The sequence below is a fragment of the Candidimonas sp. SYP-B2681 genome, assembly GCF_003971065.1.
Classification (GTDB): domain Bacteria; phylum Pseudomonadota; class Gammaproteobacteria; order Burkholderiales; family Burkholderiaceae_B; genus Pollutimonas.
This window is the reverse complement of record NZ_RYDV01000001.1, coordinates 388948-413493: the sequence shown is the minus strand read 5'-3', so window position 1 is coordinate 413493 and position 24546 is coordinate 388948. Positions and strand designations below refer to the sequence as shown.

Here is a 24546-nt window from a genome sequence, read left to right as displayed (position 1 = left end):
AACTTCCGATAGCGATCGAACCCATTGGCAAGCGCCATCCCTCTGCTGCTGCGCTGCGCCTTAACCCCTACGACGACCTCCTCATCTACGTGCGTGAAATTAGGGCCGGAACATCCCCTTCCTTTCAATGCATTGTCTCGTGCGCAGCTATTCCTGCCGGCCATAAAATCGCTAACCCCGCTATCCCGACTGGCGCTCCCGCACGCCTCTATAGCCAGTTCATCGGGTTTTCACTCCAGATAATGCCCCCACGGATCACCTCCATTTGCATAACCTTGCGATGGACGCTTTTGAACGGGGCTATGCCTTTTGCACCGATGTGCACCCCATTCATCCGCCCACTGAATCTTTTTCGTTCATGGATTCCAGGACCAAAGATGTAGCACAAACAAAAAAATACGAATGACAATACCCAAAGGAGAGGAAATGAGCGACAAAAAACACACCGTCCGTCGTAGTCAGGCCTGGTTCGGGCGACACGATCGCGACGGGTTCATTTACCGATCATGGTTGAAGAACAGGGGGATTCCACACGACCAGTTCGATGGCCGCCCAGTTATCGGCATCTGCAACACCTTTTCTGAACTCACACCTTGTAATTCGCACTTCCGAACCCTGGCCGAACAAGTCAAAATAGGCGTGTGGGAGTCCGGCGGCTTTCCCCTTGAATTCCCCGTCATGTCGTTGGGGGAAACGCTCTTGCGCCCGACAGCCATGCTGTTTCGTAATCTGGCCAGCATGGATGTCGAGGAATCGATACGCGGCAACCCTATAGATGGCGTCGTATTGCTTATGGGCTGCGATAAAACCACCCCTTCTTTGCTAATGGGGGCCGCCTCATGCGATCTTCCGACGATAGGTGTATCGGGCGGTCCTATGCTTAGCGGCAAGTTCCGCGGAGGCGAACTTGGCTCTGGTACCGACGTATGGAAAATGTCCGAAGAAGTGCGTGCGGGTCAAATGACGCAAGAAGATTTTTTCGAAGCCGAGAGTTGCATGCATCGTTCGCACGGACACTGCATGACAATGGGCACGGCTTCCACCATGGCCAGCATGGTGGAAGCTCTGGGCATGAGCCTGCCGGGTAATGCCGCCATACCGGCCGTCGATGCGCGTCGCAATGTGCTAGCCCGGGCATCGGGCCGACGCATCGTCGATATGGTCAAGGAAGATCTGATCATGTCAAAAGTACTGACACGGGCCGCTTTCGAAAACGCCATTCGCGTCAACGCCGCCATTGGGGGATCGACCAATGCGGTAATCCACCTGCTGGCCGTTGCCGGCCGCATCGGCGTCAAACTTTCACTCGAAGACTGGGACGCACTAGGCCACGATTTACCCTGCCTGCTCAACTTGCAGCCGTCGGGCAAACATTTAATGGAGGATTTTTACTACGCGGGCGGGCTGCCCGCTGTCATCCGCGAACTCCAGGCAGTGATCGACCCCAGTGCGCTGACCGTCAATGGAAAAACGCTGTGGGAAAACAATAAAGACGCTCCGAACTGGAACCGTGAAGTCATACACGCCTACTCCATACCCTTCAAGGCGAACGCCGGTATCGCGGTATTACGAGGCAATCTGTGCCCGGACGGCGCCGTGATAAAGCCGTCTGCGGCAACGCCTGCCCTACTCAAGCACAAAGGGCGCGCCGTTGTTTTCGAAGACAGCGAACATATGCATCGACGACTTGATGATGAAGCCCTGGACGTCGATGAAAACTGCATTCTCGTGCTGAAAAACTGTGGCCCAAAAGGCTATCCAGGCATGGCCGAAGCCGGCAATATGCCGTTGCCGCCCAAGGTATTACGTAAAGGAATTACCGATATGGTGCGAATTTCGGATGCGCGCATGAGCGGAACCGCCTACGGTACGGTGGTATTGCACATAGCCCCCGAAGCCGCGGCGGGCGGCCCGTTGGCTTTGGTGCAAGACGGCGACATCATCGAACTTGATGTCCAACAGCGCAGACTCCATCTGCATGTTGACGAAACAGAACTCGCCGAACGAAGGTCCGCATGGCAACCGCCCGAATCCCCCATGACACGCGGTTGGGTGAAGCTCTATTTCGACCATGTCCAGCAGGCGAATTTGGGAGCCGACCTCGACTTCCTAGTCGGCAAAAGCGGCGCTGCTGTCCCAAAAGACAACCACTAAACGTAATGTCATGAAAATCCTGATCACGCATTATGATTTCCAGGACAGCGAGCAGGAAAAACCCCTGTATCGCGATGCGGAAGTCGAAGTCGCTACGGTGCAGTGCCGCAATTCAAATGAAGGTATTGCCACCTCTGCAGGCTGTCAAGCCTTGCTGTTGCAGTACGCAAGCGTCTTCCCCGCCGATGTCGAACGCGTCAACCTTCACGAACTCTTCAAACAGGCCGACGCCATCTCGCTGCATTCCTCCCTACATCCAGAAAGAGCAAGCATTACCAACAAAAAAATGCCAAGTCTGAAGAAACCGGGCAGCGTGCTAGTCAATACGTCACGTGGCCCCGTAGTCGACATCGAAGCCTTGCCTGACACTCTGAACGACGGTCACCTTGATGCTGCGGCCCTCGACGTGCTACCCGACGAGCCCCCTTCTGCGCAATCGCGCGTGGTGCAGCATCCCCAGGTACTGCTATCGCCCCACGCCGCATTTTATTCGACCGTCGCGCAAAAAGAGCTAAGGCGTAAAGCTGCACAAAACTTGATCCACTGGGCCAATCGTGGTGTTCCAACTTATGTCGTGGTTGAAGGAAGGCAGCAAATCGAAGACCGATAACTATAAAGCAATCAAAGGATGAAGCATGGCATCAGTGCAGATTCGTGACGTACAGAAATACTTTGGAAGTACCCAGGTCATCCGGGGGGTCAACATCGATATCGAGGATGGCGAATTTGCGGTGCTGGTTGGCCCATCGGGATGTGGCAAATCAACCTTGCTACGCATGATCGCCGGCCTGGAGCAAATCACAGAGGGACAGGTACTGATCGGCGGCAGGGTCGTCAACGATGTACAGCCCAAAGAGCGTGATATCGCAATGGTATTCCAGAACTACGCTCTGTATCCCCATATGACCGTCTATGACAATATGGCCTTTTCTCTGATATTGGCCAAGTCCGACAAAGTGCTCATCAAACAGCGAGTCGACAAGGCGTCCGAAGTGCTCGGCCTCGGTTCCCTGCTCCAAAGATATCCGCGCCAGCTTTCAGGTGGTCAGCGGCAGCGCGTCGCCATGGGACGCGCCATTGTGCGCGATCCGCAGGTTTTCCTCTTCGACGAGCCGCTGTCTAATCTTGACGCAAAGCTCAGAGTCCAGATGCGTGCGGAAATCAAAGAGCTGCACCAGCGGCTACGTACCACCTCGGTTTACGTAACACATGATCAGATCGAAGCCATGACCATGGCTGACCAGATAGTCGTGATGCATGACGGTATCGTCGAGCAACATGGCAAACCGCTGGCCATCTACGACCACCCGGCTAATTTGTTTGTTGCGGGATTCATCGGATCGCCAGCCATGAACTTCATTCCGGGAACATATCGAAACCATCCTGACGGCGCCCAGATCGAATTCGCCGACGGCACATGCCTGCCAGTCCCCAGAAGCGCCACCGCGGCACAGGCTGATGGCCTTAAGGTCGTATATGGTGTGCGGCCGGAACACCTCACCATCAGCACGGGAGAACCCGGACTGCGATCGGTTGTCACGGTGGTCGAGCCCACCGGAGCCAATACCGAGGTCCATTCCCGTTTCTCCAACATCGACATTATCTCGATCTTTCGCGAGCGCCACGATTTTGCCGCAGGCGACATACTAAGTTTGGTCCCGAATCCGGACCGCACCCATTTGTTTGACGCGCAGTCCGGCAAGGCGCTGACCCATGCGTAATACCAAGAAAGGGGGCTGGACAATGTAGAGGTAGCTGCACGGGACATTCTCCCAATAACCAAAGGAGTGGATGACATGACAAAACTGACAAGACGCGATTTCCTGGTGTCTACGGCAAGCATTGCCGCTGCATCGGCCATGGGGGGAAAAGCAGTAGCGGCTACCCCAGCGGACCTGGTCTACAAACCCGAGGAAGGCGCAAAGCTGCGCGTTCTACGATGGAAACGGTTTGTCCAGGGCGACGAAGATCTATGGAACGCCAACACTAAAAAATTTACCGAGAAAACCGGTATAGAAGTAAGAGTCGACTCGGAGGGTTGGGAAGATGTTCGACCCAAAGCAGCCGTCGCTGCCAATATTGGCAGTGGACCCGACATTATCATCGGTTGGTTCGATGATCCCCACCAGTACCCCGATAAGCTGGTCGACCTGTCCGAACTCGCCAATTACCTTGATAAGAAATATGGTGGCTGGTACGACGTCTGCAAGAAATACGGCATGCGCGGCGACAAATGGATAGCCCTGCCGTTGGGAGTTGTCGGCAATGCCCTGGTATATCGGGAGAGCCAGGTAAAAGCCGCTGGCTTTGACTCCGTTCCCAAGGACACTGCCGGTTTCCTGAAGCTATGCCAGGCATTGAAAGCGAAAGGCACGCCCGTGGGATTTGCGTTGGGCAAGGCGGTCGGCGACGGCAACAACTGGGCTCATTGGCTGCTTTGGTCGCATGGCGGAATGATGGCCGATGAAAAGGGGAATGTCATCATCAATTCGCCGGAGACCTGGGCTGCGCTTGAATACGCCCAGGAACTATACAAGACCTTTGTGCCCGGCACCTTGTCATGGCAGGACCCCTCGAATAACAAGGCTTTCCTTGACGGCCAGATCAGCATGACAGCCAATGGCATTTCGGTGTACTACTCTGCCAAGAACTCGACCGACCCCAAATGGCAGGCCATGGCAAAAGACATACAGCACGCGCATTTGCCGATAGGCCCCATCGGCAAACCCACCGAACTGATGCAGATTACGCAGATGATGCTGTTCCGGCATTCCAAATACCCGAATGCTGCCAAGGCATATCTGCAATTCATGATGGAGGCCGACCAGTACAACCCCTGGATGCAAGCCGCCATTGGCTATGTCAGTCAGTCGTTGAAGGCTTACGAGGCCAACCCGATCTGGACGGAAGATCCTAAACATACCGTGTATCGCGATGCGGCATCCCTGATGCTGGACAACGGCCATGCAGGACCTTTGGGAACCGCTTCGGCGGCAGTCATGGCCGACTATGTTGTGCTGGACATGATAGCTGCTGCGGCAAGCGGCTCGAAAACGCCCAAAGAAGCTGCCGCCCAAGCTGCCGAACGCGCCAAGCGGTATTACAAGACCTAAAGCTTTCTTGCAGCATGCCATGGGCTTCTTGCTGTGGCGATGGACCGCTTCTCAGGCCATCGCCACAAAGAATCTTGTCAAGGATGATTATGCTCTCCCGTTTATTGAATAACAGAAACTGGTTGGGGCTGATGTTCATGCTGCCCACCGCCATCTTGCTGCTGGTGTTCTTAACCTACCCCTTGGGGCTGGGGGTATGGCTCGGCTTCACCGATGCCAAGATAGGCCGCGAAGGCGCGTGGGTCGGATTGGAGAACTATATATATCTGTCCGGCGATTCCGTTGCTCGACTAGCCTTGTTCAACACCATTTTCTACACGGCAGTTGCCAGCATTTTTAAATTTGCACTAGGCCTATGGCTGGCCCTTTTATTGAACAAGAATCTTCCATTCAAGTCGTTTTTCCGCTCTGTCGTCCTGTTGCCCTGGATCGTGCCCACCGCCCTGTCCGCACTTGCCTTCTGGTGGATATACGACGCTCAGTTTTCAATTATCAGCTGGGTGCTGGTCAAGTGGGGTGTGATAGATACCTATATCGATTTTCTCGGCGATCCTTGGTTGGCCAGGTTCTCGACCGTTTTCGCCAATATCTGGCGCGGCATACCCTTTGTTGCCATCACGCTCCTTGCCGGCCTGCAGACAATTTCTCCTGCGCTGTACGAGGCGGCATCGATCGATGGGGTTACGCCGTGGCAACAGTTCCGATATGTCACCCTGCCCTTGTTGACGCCCATCATCGCGGTAGTCATGACGTTTTCCGTCCTGTTTACGTTCACCGATTTCCAACTTATTTACGTGCTCACTCGAGGCGGTCCGCTTAACGCCACCCATCTAATGACCACCCTGTCGTTCCAACGCGCCATTCCGGGCGGCTCATTGGGCGAGGGCGCCGCACTGGCCATAATGATGGTGCCATTTTTGTTGGCCGCCATCATGTTTTCGTATTTCGGCCTTCAACGCCGAGCATGGCAACAAGGAGGCGACAAATGAAGGACGACCAAAAGCATGAAAAACACGGGATGGAATACCTCCAGTCCATCCCCCAGCGGTGGGTGACGGTCTACATTCCGCTGGCAATCTTCGTGTTCGTATTATTATTCCCGTTCTACTGGATGGCCATTACGGCATTCAAGCCCGATGAAGAAATGGTTCTCAGTTCAGGGAATCCGTTCTGGGTGCTCGGCCCTACGCTTAAGCACTTCAAGAAATTGTTTTTTGATACGCCTTTTCCTGGATGGCTCTGGAACTCTGTACTGATATCTACGGTGGCCACCTTCATCTCACTGGCCGCAAGTGTTTTCGCTGCCTATGCTATTGAACGGCTGCGCTTTCAGGGGTCCAAACAAGTCGGACTAGGAATATTTTTCGCCTATCTGGTACCCCCGTCCATCTTGTTCATTCCGCTGGCCGCAATCGTATTCCAGTTGGGCTTATTCGACACACGTACGGCACTGATTCTTACGTACCCCACTTTTCTAATACCTTTCAGCACGTGGCTTTTAATGGGCTACTTTCGGTCTATACCTTACGAGCTCGAGGAATGCGCCCTGATTGACGGAGCAACGCGCTGGGAAATCCTTATAAAGATAATCCTGCCCCTTTCAGTGCCAGGGCTTATTTCGGCTGGCATTTTTGCCTTCACTCTTTCCTGGAACGAATTTATTTACGCCCTCACCTTCATTTCGTCTACCGAAGCCAAAACCGTGCCCGTGGGCATCGTTACGGAACTGATTGAAGGCGACGTCTACCACTGGGGCGCGCTGATGGCGGGGGCACTGGTGGGTTCGCTTCCGGTCGCCATTGTCTATTCGTTTTTTGTGGAATATTACGTCTCCGGAATGACAGGCGCGGTGAAAGAATAAGCTCGACGGCTTCCCCTGACTCGTACAGGGTAAAATATTCGGTTAGATTAAGAATCGCGGCACATCCGTGCCCAACCTATTCAGGAATATTTATGGAAGCCGAACGTCAAAACCTGCTCGCCGCGTGCCTTGAAGACTACGCCGAACGGCAGTTGGCACTACGGAGGTATCTTTGACTACGATGCCAAGTTTGAACGCCTGCAAGTCGTAAACGCCGAACTGGAAAGCGCAGAGGTCTGGAACGACCCGAAACACGCACAGGAATTGGGCCGCGAGAAAAAAAGCCTTGAAACCACTGTCCAAACCCTTAGCGAGATAGCAAAAGGTGTGAGCGAGGCCCAGGAGCTTTTCGAATTGGCCGCCGATGACGACGATGACGATACCTTGCTCGCCATCGAACACGACCTCGAAGCCATAGGAAAGCGACTGGAAGATCTTGAATTTCGGCGCATGTTCTCGAACCCCGCGGACCCACTCAATTGCTTCATGGACATCCAGGCAGGCGCTGGCGGCACCGAAGCGCAAGACTGGGCGTCCATCTTGTTGCGTCAGTATTTACGCTATTGCGAACGCAAAGATTTCAAAGCCGAAGTGCTTGAAGAATCCGATGGTGAAGTTGCGGGGATCAAATCTGCAACCATCAAGATTCAAGGCGATTATGCCTTCGGCTTTCTGCGCACCGAAACTGGGGTCCATCGGCTGGTACGTAAAAGCCCTTTCGATTCAGCCAATGGCCGCCACACGTCGTTTGCCAGTGTTTTTGTCTACCCTGAAATCGACGATTCGATAGAAATCGACGTGAATCCTGCCGACCTGCGTGTCGATACCTACCGCGCCAGCGGAGCCGGCGGGCAGCACATCAACAAAACCGATTCGGCCGTGCGCTTGACGCACATTCCAACCGGTATTGTGGTGCAATGTCAAAATGACCGCTCGCAGCACCGCAATCGGGCCGAAGCCATGCAGATGCTCAAGTCACGCCTGTACGAACTCGAAATGCGCAATCGCATGGCAGAGCAGCAAAAAATGGAAGACTCCAAGACCGATGTGGGCTGGGGTCATCAAATCCGCTCCTATGTGCTCGATCAAAGCCGCATCAAAGATCTGCGTACTAATGTGGAAATCTCGAACACTCAGAAAGTGTTGGACGGAGACCTGGACCCATTCATACAGGCCAGTCTGAAGCAAGGGGTTTAAAATGGAAGTATCGAACGTTGCTATTGTGACAGGCGCGTCCCGCGGCTTGGGTCATGCCTTGGCTCTGGAGCTTTTGCGGCAAGACACGCAATTGATCACGGTGGCTCGCAGCCACGATACTGGGCTGGCTGCACAAGCCAAGGAATCGGGCTGCCCGCTGCATCAGATACAGGCTGATCTTTCCGACCCTGATGCCGCACAGATGGCCGCCGACCAAATTAGCGCCAGCCTGCCGCCTTCGGCTAAGCGATATCTGCTGATCAATAATGCAGGTACCGTTGAGCCCATCAACCAGGCGGTCGATCTTATTGATGCAGCCGCCACTGCTCGTGCATTCAATCTGAATGTCACCAGCGTCATAACACTGACTGCCGCTTTTTTACGTGCTACTCACGGCGTCACAGACCGCCGAATTCTTAACATATCTTCGGGCGCGGGCCGCAATCCGACCCCTGGTTGGGGCGTGTACTGTGCCACGAAAGCGGCGCTGGATCACTATACTCAGGTGCTGAACGCCGAGAATCACGGCGTACGCGTTGCATCGCTCGCTCCCGGCGTTATCGACACAGGTATGCAAGAACTGATCCGCCGCAGCGACGCCAGCAATTTTCCCGATGTAGAACGCTTCGCAGCCATGCATGAGCACAGTCAACTGTCTTCCCCGACGGCTGTCGCTGCGAAAATACTGCGCTACATCTCACAAGACGACTTCGGCGCTACTGTGCTCGACGACATTCGAAATTACGCTTAAAACGAAATACCATGAACGAACCTACGCCCTCCATCGTTGCCCTCGACGAGAATCATCTGATTGCCGAACGCCGAGGCAAACTGGACAAACTGCGCGACACCGGCGTAGCTTACCCGAACGATTTCCGCCCCGACAGCGCCGCTGCCGAACTTCATAACGATTACGACGATCTCGACAAAGAGGCATTGGCAGAAGTTGCCAAGCACGTCAAAATTGCAGGACGCATGATGCTTAAGCGCGTCATGGGCAAGGCCAGCTTCGCCACAATGCAGGACAGCACCGGCCGCATTCAAATTTTTCTCGATAAAAACAACGTAGGCGAAGACCTCTACGCGCAGTTCAAAACCTGGGATATCGGCGATATCATTGGGGTCGAAGGCACGGTATTTAAAACCAATAAGGGCGAACTTTCGGTGCATGCGACTACCGCGCGTTTGCTGACGAAATCGCTGCGTCCATTGCCTGATAAATTTCACGGCGTGGCCGATCAAGAATTGCGCTACCGCCAGCGGTACGTCGATCTCATCATGACAGAAGAGACGCGCCGCACCTTTGTGGCTCGCAGCAAGGCCGTCGGCAGTATTCGTCAGTTCATGCTGAACGCCGGCTTCCTGGAAGTCGAAACCCCCATGCTGCACCCGATACCGGGGGGTGCGGCCGCAAAGCCGTTCGTCACTCACCACAATGCCCTGGACATGGAAATGTTTCTGCGCATTGCGCCTGAACTGTACCTCAAGCGTTTGGTCGTGGGCGGATTCGATCGTGTATTCGAAGTGAACCGCAATTTTCGTAATGAAGGGGTAAGTCCGCGTCATAACCCCGAATTCACCATGATGGAGTTCTACGCGGCCTACACCGATTACCGCTGGCTCATGGATTTTACGGAGGCCCTGATCCGCGAAGCAGCAATCGCCTCTACAGGTAGCGCGGTATTGACCTATCAGGAAAAGACGCTGGACCTGAGCCAGCCATTTGATCGCCTGACCATCGTCGAGGCGATCTTGAAGTACGCAACGGGCTACACCGAGGAAAAGTTATGCGACGACAGCTTCCTGCGCTCGGAGCTCAAACGCCTCGGAGCCGATATCAACGGCGCGGTATTGTCTCGTGCCGGTATCGGAGGCCTACAACTGGCGCTGTTCGAAGAGACCGCCGAAGCCAAACTGTGGCACCCAACCTATATTGTCGACTATCCGATTGAGGTTTCACCCCTGGCGCGCGCGTCCGATACCCAGGAAGGCGTCACCGAGCGCTTCGAGCTTTTCATGACAGGCCGCGAAATTGCCAACGGGTTCTCGGAATTGAACGATCCGGAAGACCAGGCAGCGCGCTTTCTTGCTCAGGTTGAAGCAAAAGATGCGGGCGACGAAGAAGCCATGTTCTACGACGCCGACTATATTCGCGCCCTGGAATATGGCATGCCTCCGACTGGCGGCTGCGGCATCGGGATCGACCGTTTGGTGATGCTCCTGACCGACAGCGCCAGTATTCGCGATGTGATCCTGTTTCCTCATCTGCGCCGCGAAGATTAGTAAGCCCTACGCTAAACCCGCAACTGCGGTCGCCCACTTATGCGCGACCGCAGGCGATGCTATGCAACACGCCTTATCCGAAACCACACGCACTGCCCTTTCAAGCAATTGAATATCGGCTTCGTGCTGGCGCGCAACATGGGGATCTTCGAAGAAAATCACCCGTTGGCAGCGTTGTTCAAGAACTCGTTCCGCAATTTGCGCGTCGCCACCTAGCGGCCCGCTCAAATACGCCTGCACCCATGGCTCATCTTTTGGCCAGCCGCGTGACCAGGCCAGTTCGTTCAAGCGGCCGCTGGTTGTGCCGGTTCCTATCCGTTCGGAAAAACGCGAAAGCAAATCGAAATGCGCCGCGGCAAACTGCACCATTTCGTCTTTAAGGGCATCGTGCGCAATGAGCGCCAGGGTCTGCTTTGAAAAATCAAAAATATGATCCAAAGCCCGATCAGCTTGCAATCCCGCAGCGGCACGTTCTACCTCGATCCACTCGATAGCGCCCATGAGCGTCGAAATAAAGGGTCTGCCATGGGTAATACATTGCCGTTTCAACGCCAACGCTTCAGGAAAAATCGACGAGGGATCGACCGGATCGATAAGATAGATGGCGCCATCAAATGGGGCGGTGCCGTCGCGCCCCTGGGTAACACGGGCGACCAGCTTCATGAGACCGCCTTCCCTGCCATAGGGATAACGCACCAGTCCATTGTGGCCCTCGAGCAATCCGGAGCGCTCGATCGCGTCGTAAGTGCGCCCCACCGTATGTAGTTCGACACCCAGTTCGCGTATGCCGGCGGCTGATTGTTCAAGCCATTTGAATACCGCCGCTCCGTAGGTTTCGTGATGCAGACGATTCGCGGCCAAGCCAAAACGTAAAGTATGTTCAATCATGCTCGTTACAGAAAGAATCCAAGGATCACTAACTATACCCGAGCATTTCATCCGCGAAAGCCTTAGTGGCCTTCCTTCGCGTGGTTTAAGGTGTATTTTGGAATTTCGATGGTCAGATCCGCTTCAGCGACCATCGCCTGACACGAGAGGCGCGAAGTGGGCGCCAGGCCCCAAGCCCTATCGAGATAGTCTTCTTCGTTATCGCTGGCCTCTTCCAGCGCCTCGAAGCCATCGCGAATAATGACATGGCAAGTTGTGCAGGCGCACGATAGCTCGCAAGCGTGCTCAATTCCGATATCGTTATCAAGCAGTACCCGGCAAATCGATATACCAACCGGCGCGTCTTCAATAACCACACCCTGCGGACATACGTCCGGATGCGGCAATACAATTATTTTTGGCATGATCTGTTTCAGAATTCTTAAAAGGCTATTTGGCGCCGGCAACGTTGGATGGCCGGTCCGCCATACAGCAATGATGGCTATATTTCGTTTACCGACCGTCCCGCTAGTGCGGCGCGTATGCTGCGATCCATACGACGGGCGGCAAAGGACTCGGTTGCCTTGCTCAAGTTGTGGACTGACCTGCGCAAGATATCGATATCGCCACACGAGCTGGCTTCGGCTGCATCGGTCAGGCATTGGGTGATGACAGCCAACTCATGCTCCGAGAGCAAATCCGCATCCGCCGCCAGCGCAGCCTGAACCGAATCGGACAATTGGGTCATCGAGACCTCCTCTTCGCGCATGGCGCGAGCCTTCGCGTCGCTATCAGCGTTACTCATGCCGTCGGTCAGCATCTGCGCGACTTCGTCATCTGTTAGCCCGTACGAAGGCTTGACCGATATCGCCGACTCGATACCCGTGCTTTCCTCGCGAGCTGACACATTGAGCAGCCCATCCGCATCAACCTGAAAGGTAACTTTTATGCGCGCCGCGCCAGCCACCATGGGAGGAATGCCGCGCAATTCGAAACGGGCAAGCGATCGGCAGTCGGACACAAGCTCTCGTTCGCCCTGCACGACATGTATGCTCATGGCCGATTGGCCATCTTTGAAGGTCGTAAATTCTTGCGCGCGCGCTACCGGTATGGTGCTATTGCGCGGAATTACGCGCTCAACGATGCCACCCATGGTTTCCAGGCCTAAGGATAATGGAGTGACGTCGAGCAATAGCCAGTCGTCACCCGCCTGCCGGTTACCCACAAGCAAATTGGCCTGCGATGCAGCGCCCAACGCTACGACCTGATCCGGATCCAGATCGATAAGCGGCACCGAACCAAACAAAGCCGCCACCGCATTTTGAACGACGGGCATTCGTGTGGCTCCACCCACCAGGACGACGCCGTTTACCTGAGAGAATTCAAGACCCGCATCGCGCATGGCGCTTCGCGCCCTTTCCAGGCTGCGTTTGATCAGTGGTTCGACCCAGCCTTCGAACTCTGTCCGTGTAACGACAATGTCGATGCTGCCAAGTTCTGGCAGCTGCACCTGGAAACGAGCTTGTTGGTGTTGCGTCAAGGCTTCACGCGCTTGACGAGCGGCTACCAACAACGCGCGCTGGCTGCTTTTTCCTTTTGGAGCGAGGCCGGAGACTTGAAGCATCCGTGACACGATAATGGCGTCAAAATCATCGCCTCCTAGATTGGTGTCTCCGCCTGTTGAGATGACTTCAAATACCCCTTGGCTTAAACGCAATATAGAAACATCAAAGGTCCCTCCGCCAAGATCATATACGGCGTAAATACCTTCGGCGCCATGATCAAGACCATAGGCTATTGCGGCTGCGGTGGGCTCGTTCAGCAAGCGCAGTACATTGAGGCCCGCCAGACGCGCCGCATCGCGAGTCGCCTGGCGTTGGGCATCGTCGAAATACGCCGGCACCGTAAGCACAACGCCAACGAGCTCGCCGCCAAGCGCCTGCTCGGCACGGGACCGCAGTGCTTTTAGAATCTGGCTGGACACTTCTACCGGGCTGAATGCACCTTGCACGGTTTCCAACCTGACCATGCCAGGCTCGGAAGAAAAATCATACGACACGCCTTCACGCGTTGCCTCGTCCAGCGATCGGCCCATCAGCCGTTTCACCGAAGCGATAGTATTCACCGAGTCGCTGGACTGATGCGTTATGGCGTCGTGTCCGACCGCTATGTCGCCGGCTGCGAGATAGCGAACCACCGACGGCAGCAGAATGCGGCCTGCCTCGTCGCACAGGACTTGAGGAATGCTGTTACGCACTGCGGCCACAAGCGAATGCGTCGTGCCCAAGTCGATACCGACAGCGAGCTTACGTTGGTGAGGAACCGGTGACTCGCCCGGTTCGGAAATTTGGAGTAAAGCCATATTTAACTTTGACGGTCGGAAAGTTCGTGGCGCACGCTTTGGACTTCGCGAGTGAGTTTGTCGATAAACATCCACTCCCGCACCTGTGCTGCAGCCTGTTCGTAATCGCGCTGCTCGTCGATCAGCACCGCCATTTTCTGTGTGTACATAGATTGGGCAGCGACAATATCGGCTTCGATCTGCGCCATCATTACTAAAGAGTTAGCGTCACGTGCATCGTCCAGCTGTTCGCGCCAATGAATTTGCCGCATCAAAAAGCCGGCGTCCATGCGAGTGTTGCTTTCGGTTTGTAAATCGCAACCTGCCAGTTCGCATAAATATTGCGCGCGGATTAACGGCGATTTAAGAACGCGATAGGCTTCGTTGATCGTAGAAGCCCATTGCATGACGACGCGTTTCTCGGCAGGCTGGGAATTGACGTAGCGGTCGGGATGGACCTTGGCAGCAAGAAGCCGCCAAGTGCTTTCTAGCGATGAGTGATCCAGCGAGTACTGCCGGGGCAGTCCGAACAGTTCAAAATAATCTTCGCCCGCCACATTACACCGTGAAAGACTCGCCGCAACCGCAAGTAGCCTTTTCGTTGGGGTTCGAGAATTTGAATCCTTCGTTCAGCCCTTCACGGGCATAATCCAGATGCGTGCCTTCGAGATAGGGAAGACTTTTAGGATCAATGAAAACTTTGACTCCCAACTGTTCGAAAATTTGGTCTTCAGGATTAGGCTCGTCGACGTACTCGAGCTTGTATGCCATGCCCGAGCAACCTGTCGTACGCACACCCAGGCGCAAGCCCAGGCCTTTGCCGCGTTTCTCGATATAGCGGCTGATATGGTCAGCCGCTTGTTGTGTAAGCGTAATTCCCATGATTAGTCCTGGTGCTTTTCCTTGTAATTCTGGACTGCCGCCTTGATGGCATCCTCGGCCAGAATGGAACAGTGGATCTTGACTGGCGGCAGCGCGAGTTCTTCGGCGATCTGTGTGTTGCGGATATCCATTGCCTGGTCGAGCGTCTTGCCCTTGACCCACTCGGTGACGAGTGAACTTGAAGCAATGGCAGAACCGCATCCATAGGTTTTGAAGCGTGCATCTTCGATGATACCCGATTCGTTCACCTTGATCTGCAACTTCATCACGTCGCCACAGGCCGGTGCCCCGACCATCCCGGTGCCTACCGTCGTATCCGACTTGTCAAACGTACCTACATTGCGCGGATTCTCGTAGTGGTCGAGTACTTTATCGCTATAAGCCATAGTGCCTACTGTCCTTTACTTTAGTGTGCGGCCCATTGAACCGTATTCAAATCAATCCCTTCCTGGGCCATTTCCCACAAAGGCGACATATCGCGCAGCTTGCCTACCCGCTTGGCTAGCAGGTCGATCGCAAAGTCGACCTCTTCCTGGGTGGTGAATCGCCCCAGCGTAAAACGAATGGAGCTGTGTGCGAGCTCGTCGTTGCGGCCCAGAGCGCGCAGCACGTAAGATGGCTCGAGGCTGGCTGACGTGCATGCTGAACCACTGGATACCGCGAGTTCCTTGATGGCCATGATCAACGATTCGCCCTCGACATAGTTGAAGCTGACATTCAGGTTATGCGCTACCCGGCGGCCTACATCGCCGTTCAGATAAACCTCTTCGATTTTCGAGAGACCGTCCCATAGACGATCACGCAACATGCGTATGCGCTCGTTCTCGGTCGGCATCTCCAGCCCAGCCAGGCGAAATGCTTCGCCCATGCCGACTATTTGATGGGTAGCCAGCGTACCAGAGCGGAAGCCACGCTCGTGACCGCCGCCATGCATTTGCGCTTCAAGGCGGATACGAGGTTTACGACGGATATACAGGGCACCAATCCCTTTGGGACCATAGGTCTTATGTGCCGAGAACGACATCAGGTCGACCTTAAGCGCCTGAAGATCGATAACGACCTTTCCCGTTGCCTGGGCGGCGTCCACGTGGAATATGATGCCTTTTTCGCGGCAGATGTCTCCGATAGCAGCGATGTCTTGAACGACGCCAATCTCGTTATTGACAAACATAACGGACGCCAGGATTGTATCGGGCCTTAATGCCGCAGTGAACGCATCCAGATCAAGTAGGCCGTTATCCTGCACGTCGAGGTAAGTAACTTCGAATCCTTGACGCTCCAGTTCGCGGCAGGTGTCGAGCACAGCTTTGTGCTCGGTTTTCACGGTCACAATATGCTTGCCACGGCCGGAATAAAAACCGGCCGCACCCTTGATAGCCAAGTTATTCGATTCGGTCGCGCCTGACGTCCAGACGATTTCTCGAGGATCGGCGTTAACGAGTTGTGCGACTTGCCCACGAGCTGCCTCGACGGCTTCTTCGGCATCCCAACCGTAAGAATGACTGCGGGACGCCGGATTACCGAAATTTTCGTATAACCAAGGCACCATTTTCTCGACCACCCGCGGATCTACTGGTGTAGTGGCAGAATAGTCGAAATAAACTGGACGTGAAGACATCGAAAAAAAACTCCTGTACTTTAAGCTGACGTTGCGGCCGTAATGACCACGTCGGGAGACCGGTTAAGACGCATCGCCGCCTGGGCCTGGGTGGCTTCCTGAAGAAGACGCATGCGCTGCTGATCGACCAGATCCTGCAATGACACCGAATCAAGATAGTCGACCATTTTACGATTGAGCGTCGACCAAAGCTCGTGTGTCATGCATTTGCCGCTACTGCCATTACGGCCAATATTGCAATCTTCCTTACCGCCGCAACTGGTTGCATCGAGCGGCTCGTCGACGGCAAAAATAATATCTGCAACCGTAATGTTGCGCGCCAGGCGAGCCAGAGTATATCCGCCACCCGGGCCGCGAACACTATCAACGAGTTCGTGGCGACGCAGCTTACCAAACAGCTGTTCGAGGTATGAGAGCGAGATATTCTGACGATCGCTGATCGCTGCCAGAGTAACGGGACCGCCTTGTTGCCGCAACGCCAGATCGATCATAGCCGTCACCGCAAAACGCCCTTTGGTCGTTAAACGCATGGTGATTTCCTTGCCTAAGCCACGTGCTTGAATGAAGTTAGCCAGCATCTGCATACCCGACTAATAAACTCAAGTATAGCCAAATGTTGACTAAATTACTAGGGTAATCAGCAGTATACAAACCTGACCAAATGAATTCGAGCCCGAAAAAAAACCGTGCTAGCCGCACGGTTCAGTTAGGGGTTGGGAAAGTCAACTATGCGGCCTGGTATTGAGTGGCACGTTTACGCACCAGCTCCAATACGCCTTGACAGGCATCTTCAAGGTAATCCAGAACCTTGCCGAAGCCCTCAGGGCCGCCATAATAGGGGTCGGGCACGGTAGCTTCTTCAAACTCATTGGCGAAGCGCATTAGCAGCATCAGCTTGTGCTGATAAATTTTAGGGCATTGCTGCTGCAAAGCCGATAAATTTTCCCAGTCCATGGCCAGAATAAGGTCGAACTCACGGAAGTCGTCGGCCGTAATCTGACGTGCTACGCAATGCGCGAGCTCGTACCCCCGTTTTCGCGCCGCTGCTTGAGCACGGGCGTCGGGGGCCTCGCCAATATGGAAGCTGTGGGTGCCAGCGGAATCCACGCCCACGGCCCCAGAGAGTCCTGCCTCGTCGATTAACCGGCGAAAGACACCCTCTGCGCTTGGCGAGCGACAGATATTACCCATGCAAACGAAAAGTACCTTAGTCATCATAGGAGAGAGTGTGAGGGAAAACCCGCAATAAGGCAAGAGTTTTTGCAACGCTAAATTCGACTCACGGAGGGCATTGACAAAAATAAAAACATAGGTTTACCAGTACCTTAGCACGCTTTTCCCTTAGCTTGAGTGCGTCGCAGTCGTTTGCCGGCACTCGGTGGCAAGCGGCTATCCCGCCGGGAAGAATTGGCTACCCTGGCAAAATAAAGTGGACAGGAGAAATGGCGGGGCGAACCCGCAAACGAAAGAGTTCGCCCATTTTTCCGTATATGCTTATGACAATTCGTTGAAAAAAACGTTGCTGTAGTAATTTTGCGACACCTTATTTCAACGCAGTCGACCATTCTCTCAGTATGCGCCGTTACGTTACGAGAACAATGCGATTTGTTTCAGCCTGTTCAAAGCGTCTCGTGCTGCGGCTGCCTGTTCGAACTCCAGATTCTTCGCGTGATCCATCATGAGCTTTTCCAACCGCCGAATCTCTTTAGCAAGGGATTTATCGTCGTGCAGGACGTCAGGCGAAATATCGTCTGCGGCGGATTTTTCGATGGGAGTCACCAGAACCCCATCTATCATTTCTCGTACCGCCTTACTGACGCCACGAGCGGTAATCCCGTTAACCTTATTGAATTCCAACTGCTTGATACGCCGCCGTTCGGTTTCGTCCATTGCACGCCGCATAGAATCAGTAATGCGATCAGCATACAGAATAGCGCGACCGTTAAGGTTGCGGGCTGCGCGCCCCATGGTCTGGATTAAACTCCGCTCGGAACGCAGAAAGCCTTCTTTGTCCGCATCAAGAATCGCAACCAGCGATACCTCCGGAATGTCGAGGCCTTCACGTAGCAAGTTGATTCCAACCAATACATCGAACACCCCCAAGCGTAAGTCGCGAATTATTTCCACCCGCTCGACCGTGTCGATATCCGAGTGCAGGTACCGCACCTTTACACCACTTTCGCCCAGATAATCTGTGAGGTCTTCGGACATTCGCTTGGTTAGGGTTGTGACAAGCACACGGTCTTTCACCGCCACACACTTCTTGATCTCGCCAAGCAAGTCGTCCACCTGAGTGATCGCCGGTCGAACCTCGACTTCAGGATCCACCAGGCCCGTCGGCCTCACGACTTGTTCGACGACATTGTCGGAATGTTCTTTCTCGTACGCCGCTGGCGTCGCAGAGACGAATACACACTGGCGCATGCGCCGCTCGAATTCTTCAAGCTTCAACGGGCGATTATCGATCGCGGACGGAAGCCGGAAGCCAAACTGCACCAAGGTGGACTTGCGCGAGCGATCGCCCAAGTACATGCCGCTGAGCTGCCCCAGGGTCACATGGCTCTCGTCGATAAACATCAGGGCGTCGGCGGGCAGATAGTCGATCAATGTTGGGGGGGGCTCACCCGGAGCAGCGCCCGATAAATGTCGCGAGTAATTTTCAATTCCCTTGCAAAAGCCAAGTTCCTGAAGCATTTCCAGATCGAAGCGAGTGCGCTGCTCGAGACGCTGCGCCTCCACGAGCTTGCCATCGGCAAGAAGGAACGCAACGCGTTCACGAAGCTCTTGTTTGATCGTCTCGATTGCACGCAATACGGTCTCGCGCGGAGTCACATAATGAGAACTGGGAAACACGGTAAAACGCGGGATTTTCTGCTTGATCTTGCCCGTAAGCGGATCGAACATTTCAAGCGACTCAACTTCGTCGTCGAATAAGGTTATACGAAGGGCCAGTTCGGCATGCTCAGCGGGGAATACGTCGATGATCTCGCCCCTGGCCCGAAACGTACCGCGCGTGAACTCGACATCGTTGCGTTCGTACTGCATTGCCACCAGCCGACCCAATAATTCCTGGCGCCCAACGCGGTCTCCGGAACGCAGCATAAGAACCATGGCATGGTAATCACCGGGATTACCTATTCCGTAGATACATGAAACCGTGCCGACGATGATGGTATCGCGTCGCTCGAGCAGGCTTTTGGTGGCCGACAAACGCATCTGTTCGATATGCTCGTTGATGGAGGAGTCTTTTTCGATGAACAGATCGCGCGCGGCGACGTAGGCTTCGGGTTGATAGTAATCGTAATACGAGACGAAATATTCAACAGCGTTGTTCGGGAAAAAGTCCCGCATCTCAGCATAAAGTTGCGCCGCAAGCGTCTTATTCGGTGCAAGGACGATCGCTGGTCTTCCGGTGCGAGCAATGACGTTGGCCATTGTGTAGGTTTTTCCGGAACCCGTGACCCCTAACAGAGTCTGGAACATGAGACCATCAGACATGCCTTCGACCAAGGCGTCGATGGCTGCCGGCTGATCCCCCGCCGGCGGATATGGCCTGAAAAGCTGAAATGGGCTATTGGGGTATTCGATGAAACCAGGCGCAGGGGCAATCATGCTGGACATATTTAGGGTAAACCCCTTATTATCACACTATTAATACCATTCTCCATTTCCATTTTCTACTGTCCCCTTTTCATCTGAAATCATCCAAATGAACTCACTATTCGAATCAGTCGAACTCGCCCCGCGCGACCCTATTCTGGGCCTGAATGAACAATATAACGCAGATACACGTGCGGGCAAGGTCAACCTCGGGGTGGGGGTTTATTACGATGATGAGGGTCGACTGCCGCTTCTTCAAGCAGTTCGCAAAGCAGAAATTGCACGTATCGAAGCAGCTGCGGCACGCGGTTACTTGCCTATCGAAGGAATTCCCGGATACAACAACGGTGCACAGACCTTGCTTTTCGGCGCAGACTCACCCCTGATCAGCTCTGGCCGAGTCCTTACCGCGCAAGCATTAGGTGGTACTGGCGCCCTTAAAATCGGTGCCGATTTTCTTAAACAGCTGCTGCCCGACTCTAAAGTCGTTATCAGCAATCCAAGCTGGGAAAACCATCGCGCGCTCTTCGAGCGTGCCGGATTCACGGTCGATACCTATCCCTACTACGACTCGAAAACGCACGGCCTGGACTTCGCTGGCATGCTCGCGGGCTTGCAAGCCTTGCCCGAGCAAACAGTGGTCGTGCTTCACGCATGCTGCCATAACCCCACCGGCGTCGATCCCACGCTTGAACAGTGGCAACAAATCGTTCAGGTGGTAGCAGATAAAAACCTGGTTCCGTTCCTTGATATTGCGTATCAAGGTTTTGGCGATGGCCTCGAAGAAGATGCAGCAGTCGTCAGGCTGTTCGAAGCTCACGACCTTACCATGCTTGTAAGCTCGTCCTTCTCGAAGTCTTTCTCGCTATATGGCGAGCGGGTCGGTGCCCTTACGCTGGTTACGTCAAGTAAAGATGAATCCGCACGGGTCCTTAGCCAGCTTAAGCGCGTCATCCGCACCAATTACTCCAACCCACCGACGCACGGCGGCACCGTAGTCTCTACCGTACTTAACACGCCCGAACTCTACACCATGTGGGCCGACGAACTTACCGGTATGCGCGAGCGAATTCGCGCAATGCGCATCCAGCTTGTCGCAAAACTGAAAGAGCATGGCATCACGCAGGACTTCGATTTCGTTCTGAAGCAACGCGGTATGTTTTCGTATTCTGGCCTGACAGCGCCGCAGGTTGATCGACTGCGGGATGAATTCGGCGTTTATGCGGTAAGCAGCGGCCGTATCTGCGTTGCTGCACTAAACAGCCGCAATATCGACTACGTAGCGTCATCCATAGCAAAAGTTCTGGCTTAACGCTTGATCTTTTAGCCAAAGTGTTGCAAAATCCAGACTGTATATAAACACAGTCTGGATTACCATGGCCGTTAAGCTAACCGAGCGTCAGCAACAAATACTGGACCTCATCCGTAGCGAAATCTCGCGTACCGGTTTTCCACCTACACGCGCCGAAATTGCGCGCGCCCTCGGGTTCAAATCCGCCAACGCTGCGGAAGATCACCTGAAAGCCTTGGCCAAAAAAGGGGCAATCGAACTTACTGCCGGCGCTTCTCGCGGTATACGCTTGGTCGAATCCCAAGGCAGCAACGGCATCGCCACCCGTCTTGAACAGGCTGCCAATGCCCTTACGCAATTATTGATCCCATTGGTTGGCCGTGTTGCCGCCGGCAGTCCTATACTTGCTGCCGAGCATGTCGAACGCGAAATCGGGATCGAACCTGCCTTATTCGGCCAAACCCCCGACTACCTTCTGCGAGTGCGCGGCCTAAGCATGCGCGATGCCGGTATTCTCGATGGCGATTTGCTTGCGGTCAAAAAAACCCCTGACGCCCGCAATGGCCAGATCGTCGTTGCCCGTATTGGTGACGAAGTCACCGTAAAACGCCTGTCCAGAATCGGCAACCGTATCGAACTCCTGCCCGAAAATCCCGATTTTCAAACCATTATCGTGTCGCCCGACGACGAATTTTCACTGGAAGGCATAGCAGTGGGTTTAATTCGAACTACGCCCCTGCATTAATGTACTCGCGGTACGTCAAAAGACAATACACGCCCGCAAAAGAATTAGGGACACTCCCTCGAGTGTCCCTAAGCAGCGACAGCCAAAAAACTCTTGGCCATAAAGCACTGCTTTAGTGCTTCATTAATCCGCCAGACGTGTCATCGGACCGCTTCGCATTGGCCACCGATTCGGCTGCCAACCGAGCGACTTCTTCGTCGGACAACGGAGTTGGCATGTTTTGCAACGCCACCTCCAATACACGGTCAATCCAGCGTACCGGAATAATCTCGAGTTGGTTCTTGACGTTGTCCGGAATTTCGGCCAAGTCTTTCACGTTTTCCTCGGGAATCATCACCAGCTTGATACCGCCGCGATGCGCTGCCAAAAGCTTTTCCTTAAGACCGCCAATACCAAGCACTTCACCACGCAAGGTTATTTCGCCTGTCATTGCCACATCGGCCCGAACAGGAATCCCTGTCAACGCCGAGACCATGGCGGTCGTAATGGCAATACCTGCGGATGGGCCATCTTTTGGCGTTGCACCTTCAGGAAAGTGAACGTGCAAATCGCGCTTTTCAAATGCCGTGTTCGGAATTCCCCATTTCTGGGAACGAGCCCGGACCACAGTGCGAGCGGCTTCGACGGATTCTTTCATGACGTCGCCCAAGGAACCGGTACGCAGTACCGCGCCCTTGCCCGGCATGTCGGCAACTTCTATGGTGAGCAAATCGCCACCCACTTCCGTCCATGCCAAACCGGTGACCTGACCCACTTTGTTCTCTTTTTCGGCCATGCCGAAACTGAAACGCCGTACGCCCAGGAAATCGCTGAGGTTTTCGGAATTGACGATAACGCGTTCGATCGGCTTTGCGTGAACCAGCTTACCGCGCGACTTCATTGCAGGGTTCGTCGCCAGCATTTTCTTGACGACCTTGCGGCATATCTTGCTGATTTCGCGCTCGAGTGCCCGGACCCCGGCTTCGCGAGTGTAGTAACGAACAATATCCCGAACCGCAGACTCTTCGATCGTAACTTCACCCTCTTGCACGCCGTTGTTTTTCATCAACTTGGGCAATAGATGATCGAAGGCAATATGCACCTTTTCATCTTCGGTGTAGCCCGACAGACGAATGACTTCCATACGATCCAACAACGCTGGTGGAATATTCAGCGTATTGCTGGTTGCCACAAACATGACATCAGACAGATCGAAATCGACCTCGATGTAGTGGTCCTGGAACGTATGATTTTGCTCAGGATCCAATACCTCGAGCAGTGCCGACGAAGGATCGCCACGGAAATCAGCGCCCATCTTGTCGATCTCATCGAGCAGGAACAAGGGGTTGCGTACCGCCACTTTGGTCATGTTCTGCAAAATCTTGCCTGGCATGGAACCAATGTACGTGCGGCGATGGCCTCGGATTTCTGCTTCGTCGCGCACACCGCCCAGCGCCATCCGCACGAACTTACGGTTCGTGGCGCGAGCTATGGACTGACCAAGTGACGTCTTGCCGACGCCCGGAGGGCCAACCAGGCACAAGATCGGTGCTTTGAGCTTGTCTACACGCTGCTGTACAGCGAGATACTCGATAATGCGTTCTTTCACCTTTTCCAGTCCGTAGTGATCGGCGTCAAGCACCGCTTCGGCGTTGGAAATGGAGTTATTGATACGATTCTTCTTGCGCCACGGCAAGGCAATAAGCGTATCGATATAGTTGCGCACTACCGTGGCCTCGGCGGACATCGGCGACATTAATTTAAGCTTTTTGAGCTCGGAATCGGCTTTCTTTTGTGCTTCTTTCGGCAACTGCGCTGCCGCTATCTTTTTCTCGAGTTCCTCGATATCGGCACCGTCTTCACCTTCGCCGAGCTCTTTCTGAATCGCCTTGACCTGCTCGTTCAGATAGTAGTCGCGTTGGCTTTTTTCCATTTGCTTCTTGACGCGTCCACGAATGCGTTTTTCGACTTGAAGAATGTCGATTTCCGATTCGAGTTGCGATAGAAGGCTTTCGAGGCGTTCGGCCGTGCCAGTGACTTCGAGCATTTGCTGCTTCTGCTCGAGCTTTAGCGGCAGATGCGCAGAGATCGTGTCAGCCAGGCGGCCGGCATCGTCAATTCCGGTCAGAGAAGTAAGAATCTCTTGAGGAATTTTTTTGTTCAGTTTGACGTATTGCTCGAATTGCGCGACCACGGCGCGGCGCAGGGCCTCGGATTCGGCACCTTCGGTGGAATCTGGCTCGACCGGCACAACCAGGGCCATAAAGTGCGTCTCGGCATCACTGACTTTTTGGATGCGCGCGCGCTGAAGGCCTTCAACCAAGACCTTGACCGTGCCATCGGGCAACTTAAGCATCTGCAGAATGCTTGCAGCGCAACCGATTTCGTACAGGTCTTCGGGGGTGGGATCGTCTTTACCGGCCGACTTCTGCGCGACCAGCATAATGTTGTTGCCCGCTTCCATGGCCAATTCAAGCGCCTTGATGGAACGTGGGCGTCCAACAAACAGAGGAATCACCATGTGCGGAAATACCACCACGTCGCGCAAGGGCAACAGCGGCAAGTCCGTGGGTTCTGAAGAAAGAATCTGGCTCGCAGACATAGTAATTTCCTTA

22 protein-coding genes are annotated in these 24546 nt (G+C 54.3%); 11 read left to right on the top strand and 11 right to left on the bottom strand.

The window, feature by feature from the left end:
* Positions 1–426 precede the first annotated feature (426 nt).
* The 9 genes from EKL30_RS02020 (at position 427) to lysS (ending at position 10608) form a co-directional block, all read left to right on the top strand.
* Positions 427–2154 carry an IlvD/Edd family dehydratase gene (locus EKL30_RS02020; protein WP_126705512.1) on the top strand — a complete coding sequence of 576 codons (1728 nt, stop codon included), beginning with the start codon at positions 427–429 and terminating at the stop codon, positions 2152–2154.
* Between the two features lie 10 nt (positions 2155–2164).
* A complete protein-coding gene (locus EKL30_RS02015; protein WP_126705511.1) occupies positions 2165–2764 on the top strand; it encodes an NAD(P)-dependent oxidoreductase in 600 nt (199 codons plus the stop codon).
* A gap of 25 nt (positions 2765–2789) precedes the next feature.
* Positions 2790–3875: an ABC transporter ATP-binding protein gene (locus tag EKL30_RS02010; protein ID WP_126705510.1), complete on the top strand. Its 1086-nt coding sequence runs from the start codon at positions 2790–2792 to the stop codon at positions 3873–3875.
* 75 nt (positions 3876–3950) lie between these two features.
* Positions 3951–5267, top strand: coding sequence for an ABC transporter substrate-binding protein (locus EKL30_RS02005; RefSeq protein WP_126705509.1), 1317 nt, complete (start codon positions 3951–3953; stop codon positions 5265–5267).
* Between the two features lie 89 nt (positions 5268–5356).
* A complete protein-coding gene (locus EKL30_RS02000) occupies positions 5357–6256 on the top strand; it encodes a carbohydrate ABC transporter permease (protein ID WP_126705508.1) in 900 nt (299 codons plus the stop codon).
* Positions 6253–7128 (top strand): carbohydrate ABC transporter permease, encoded by an 876-nt coding sequence (locus EKL30_RS01995; protein ID WP_126705507.1) that lies wholly within the window; start codon positions 6253–6255, stop codon positions 7126–7128. Before EKL30_RS02000 ends, EKL30_RS01995 begins: the two co-directional genes overlap by 4 nt.
* A 92-nt stretch (positions 7129–7220) precedes the next feature.
* A protein-coding gene (prfB, locus tag EKL30_RS01990; protein WP_126705506.1) for a peptide chain release factor 2 occupies positions 7221–8325 on the top strand; the annotation gives its coding sequence in 2 pieces (ribosomal slippage) (positions 7221–7301 and positions 7303–8325; 1104 coding nt in all).
* A gap of 1 nt (position 8326) precedes the next feature.
* The gene (locus EKL30_RS01985; protein ID WP_126705505.1) at positions 8327–9076 is read left to right on the top strand and encodes an SDR family oxidoreductase; all 750 of its coding nucleotides are present in this window, start codon (positions 8327–8329) and stop codon (positions 9074–9076) included.
* Between the two features lie 11 nt (positions 9077–9087).
* Positions 9088–10608 (top strand): lysine--tRNA ligase, encoded by a 1521-nt coding sequence (gene lysS / locus EKL30_RS01980; protein WP_126705504.1) that lies wholly within the window; start codon positions 9088–9090, stop codon positions 10606–10608.
* A gap of 6 nt (positions 10609–10614) precedes the next feature.
* Here the strand turns inward: lysS and EKL30_RS01975 are convergent, their stop codons facing one another.
* From EKL30_RS01975 to uvrB, 10 genes are all read right to left on the bottom strand, one after another.
* Complete coding sequence (locus EKL30_RS01975; RefSeq protein WP_126705503.1) at positions 10615–11496, bottom strand: methylglyoxal synthase; 882 nt, start codon at positions 11494–11496, stop codon at positions 10615–10617.
* Positions 11497–11558: 62 nt separating this feature from the next.
* A complete protein-coding gene (gene fdx / locus EKL30_RS01970; RefSeq protein ID WP_126705502.1) occupies positions 11559–11900 on the bottom strand; it encodes an ISC system 2Fe-2S type ferredoxin in 342 nt (113 codons plus the stop codon).
* Positions 11901–11977: 77 nt separating this feature from the next.
* Complete coding sequence (gene hscA, locus EKL30_RS01965; protein ID WP_126705501.1) at positions 11978–13837, bottom strand: Fe-S protein assembly chaperone HscA; 1860 nt, start codon at positions 13835–13837, stop codon at positions 11978–11980.
* Positions 13838–13839: 2 nt separating this feature from the next.
* The gene (gene hscB / locus EKL30_RS01960; protein ID WP_126705500.1) at positions 13840–14373 is read right to left on the bottom strand and encodes a Fe-S protein assembly co-chaperone HscB; all 534 of its coding nucleotides are present in this window, start codon (positions 14371–14373) and stop codon (positions 13840–13842) included.
* A gap of 1 nt (position 14374) precedes the next feature.
* Positions 14375–14698 (bottom strand): iron-sulfur cluster assembly protein IscA, encoded by a 324-nt coding sequence (gene iscA / locus EKL30_RS01955; protein WP_126705499.1) that lies wholly within the window; start codon positions 14696–14698, stop codon positions 14375–14377.
* Between the two features lie 2 nt (positions 14699–14700).
* Positions 14701–15084 carry a Fe-S cluster assembly scaffold IscU gene (gene iscU, locus EKL30_RS01950; protein ID WP_126705498.1) on the bottom strand — a complete coding sequence of 128 codons (384 nt, stop codon included), beginning with the start codon at positions 15082–15084 and terminating at the stop codon, positions 14701–14703.
* A 20-nt stretch (positions 15085–15104) separates the two neighbouring features.
* Complete coding sequence (locus EKL30_RS01945; RefSeq protein WP_126705497.1) at positions 15105–16316, bottom strand: IscS subfamily cysteine desulfurase; 1212 nt, start codon at positions 16314–16316, stop codon at positions 15105–15107.
* Between the two features lie 20 nt (positions 16317–16336).
* Positions 16337–16846 carry a Fe-S cluster assembly transcriptional regulator IscR gene (gene iscR, locus EKL30_RS01940; protein WP_126705496.1) on the bottom strand — a complete coding sequence of 170 codons (510 nt, stop codon included), beginning with the start codon at positions 16844–16846 and terminating at the stop codon, positions 16337–16339.
* Positions 16847–17042: 196 nt separating this feature from the next.
* Complete coding sequence (locus EKL30_RS01935; protein WP_126705495.1) at positions 17043–17534, bottom strand: low molecular weight protein-tyrosine-phosphatase; 492 nt, start codon at positions 17532–17534, stop codon at positions 17043–17045.
* Positions 17535–17903: 369 nt separating this feature from the next.
* The gene (uvrB, locus tag EKL30_RS01930; protein ID WP_305038213.1) at positions 17904–19937 is read right to left on the bottom strand and encodes an excinuclease ABC subunit UvrB; all 2034 of its coding nucleotides are present in this window, start codon (positions 19935–19937) and stop codon (positions 17904–17906) included.
* 88 nt (positions 19938–20025) lie between these two features.
* On the opposite strand from uvrB, the gene EKL30_RS01925 reads away from it, so the two are divergent.
* Together EKL30_RS01925 and lexA are read left to right on the top strand one after the other, a co-directional pair.
* Positions 20026–21228, top strand: coding sequence for an amino acid aminotransferase (locus tag EKL30_RS01925; RefSeq protein WP_126705494.1), 1203 nt, complete (start codon positions 20026–20028; stop codon positions 21226–21228).
* A 64-nt stretch (positions 21229–21292) separates the two neighbouring features.
* Positions 21293–21952, top strand: a complete 660-nt coding sequence (gene lexA, locus EKL30_RS01920) for a transcriptional repressor LexA (RefSeq protein WP_126705493.1) — start codon at positions 21293–21295, stop codon at positions 21950–21952.
* Between the two features lie 112 nt (positions 21953–22064).
* Here the strand turns inward: lexA and lon are convergent, their stop codons facing one another.
* Positions 22065–24533, bottom strand: a complete 2469-nt coding sequence (gene lon / locus EKL30_RS01915; RefSeq protein ID WP_126705492.1) for an endopeptidase La — start codon at positions 24531–24533, stop codon at positions 22065–22067.
* Between the last annotated feature and the right edge of the window lie 13 nt (positions 24534–24546).

Coding starts and splice junctions, on each gene's coding strand:
- EKL30_RS02010 (WP_126705510.1), top strand. CDS start 2,790: ATGGCATCAGTGCAGATTCGTGACGTACAGAAATACTTTGGAAGTACC.
- EKL30_RS01995 (WP_126705507.1), top strand. CDS start 6,253: ATGAAGGACGACCAAAAGCATGAAAAACACGGGATGGAATACCTCCAG.
- lexA (WP_126705493.1), top strand. CDS start 21,293: ATGGCCGTTAAGCTAACCGAGCGTCAGCAACAAATACTGGACCTCATC.
- EKL30_RS01925 (WP_126705494.1), top strand. CDS start 20,026: ATGAACTCACTATTCGAATCAGTCGAACTCGCCCCGCGCGACCCTATT.
- EKL30_RS01945 (WP_126705497.1), bottom strand. CDS start 16,316: ATGTCTTCACGTCCAGTTTATTTCGACTATTCTGCCACTACACCAGTA.
- iscR (WP_126705496.1), bottom strand. CDS start 16,846: ATGCGTTTAACGACCAAAGGGCGTTTTGCGGTGACGGCTATGATCGAT.
- EKL30_RS02005 (WP_126705509.1), top strand. CDS start 3,951: ATGACAAAACTGACAAGACGCGATTTCCTGGTGTCTACGGCAAGCATT.
- EKL30_RS01935 (WP_126705495.1), bottom strand. CDS start 17,534: ATGATGACTAAGGTACTTTTCGTTTGCATGGGTAATATCTGTCGCTCG.
- EKL30_RS01985 (WP_126705505.1), top strand. CDS start 8,327: ATGGAAGTATCGAACGTTGCTATTGTGACAGGCGCGTCCCGCGGCTTG.
- EKL30_RS01975 (WP_126705503.1), bottom strand. CDS start 11,496: ATGATTGAACATACTTTACGTTTTGGCTTGGCCGCGAATCGTCTGCAT.
- iscU (WP_126705498.1), bottom strand. CDS start 15,084: ATGGCTTATAGCGATAAAGTACTCGACCACTACGAGAATCCGCGCAAT.
- fdx (WP_126705502.1), bottom strand. CDS start 11,900: ATGCCAAAAATAATTGTATTGCCGCATCCGGACGTATGTCCGCAGGGT.
- uvrB (WP_305038213.1), bottom strand. CDS start 19,937: ATGTCCAGCATGATTGCCCCTGCGCCTGGTTTCATCGAATACCCCAAT.
- EKL30_RS02015 (WP_126705511.1), top strand. CDS start 2,165: ATGAAAATCCTGATCACGCATTATGATTTCCAGGACAGCGAGCAGGAA.
- lysS (WP_126705504.1), top strand. CDS start 9,088: ATGAACGAACCTACGCCCTCCATCGTTGCCCTCGACGAGAATCATCTG.
- hscA (WP_126705501.1), bottom strand. CDS start 13,837: ATGGCTTTACTCCAAATTTCCGAACCGGGCGAGTCACCGGTTCCTCAC.
- EKL30_RS02000 (WP_126705508.1), top strand. CDS start 5,357: ATGCTCTCCCGTTTATTGAATAACAGAAACTGGTTGGGGCTGATGTTC.
- lon (WP_126705492.1), bottom strand. CDS start 24,533: ATGTCTGCGAGCCAGATTCTTTCTTCAGAACCCACGGACTTGCCGCTG.
- iscA (WP_126705499.1), bottom strand. CDS start 14,698: ATGGGAATTACGCTTACACAACAAGCGGCTGACCATATCAGCCGCTAT.
- EKL30_RS02020 (WP_126705512.1), top strand. CDS start 427: ATGAGCGACAAAAAACACACCGTCCGTCGTAGTCAGGCCTGGTTCGGG.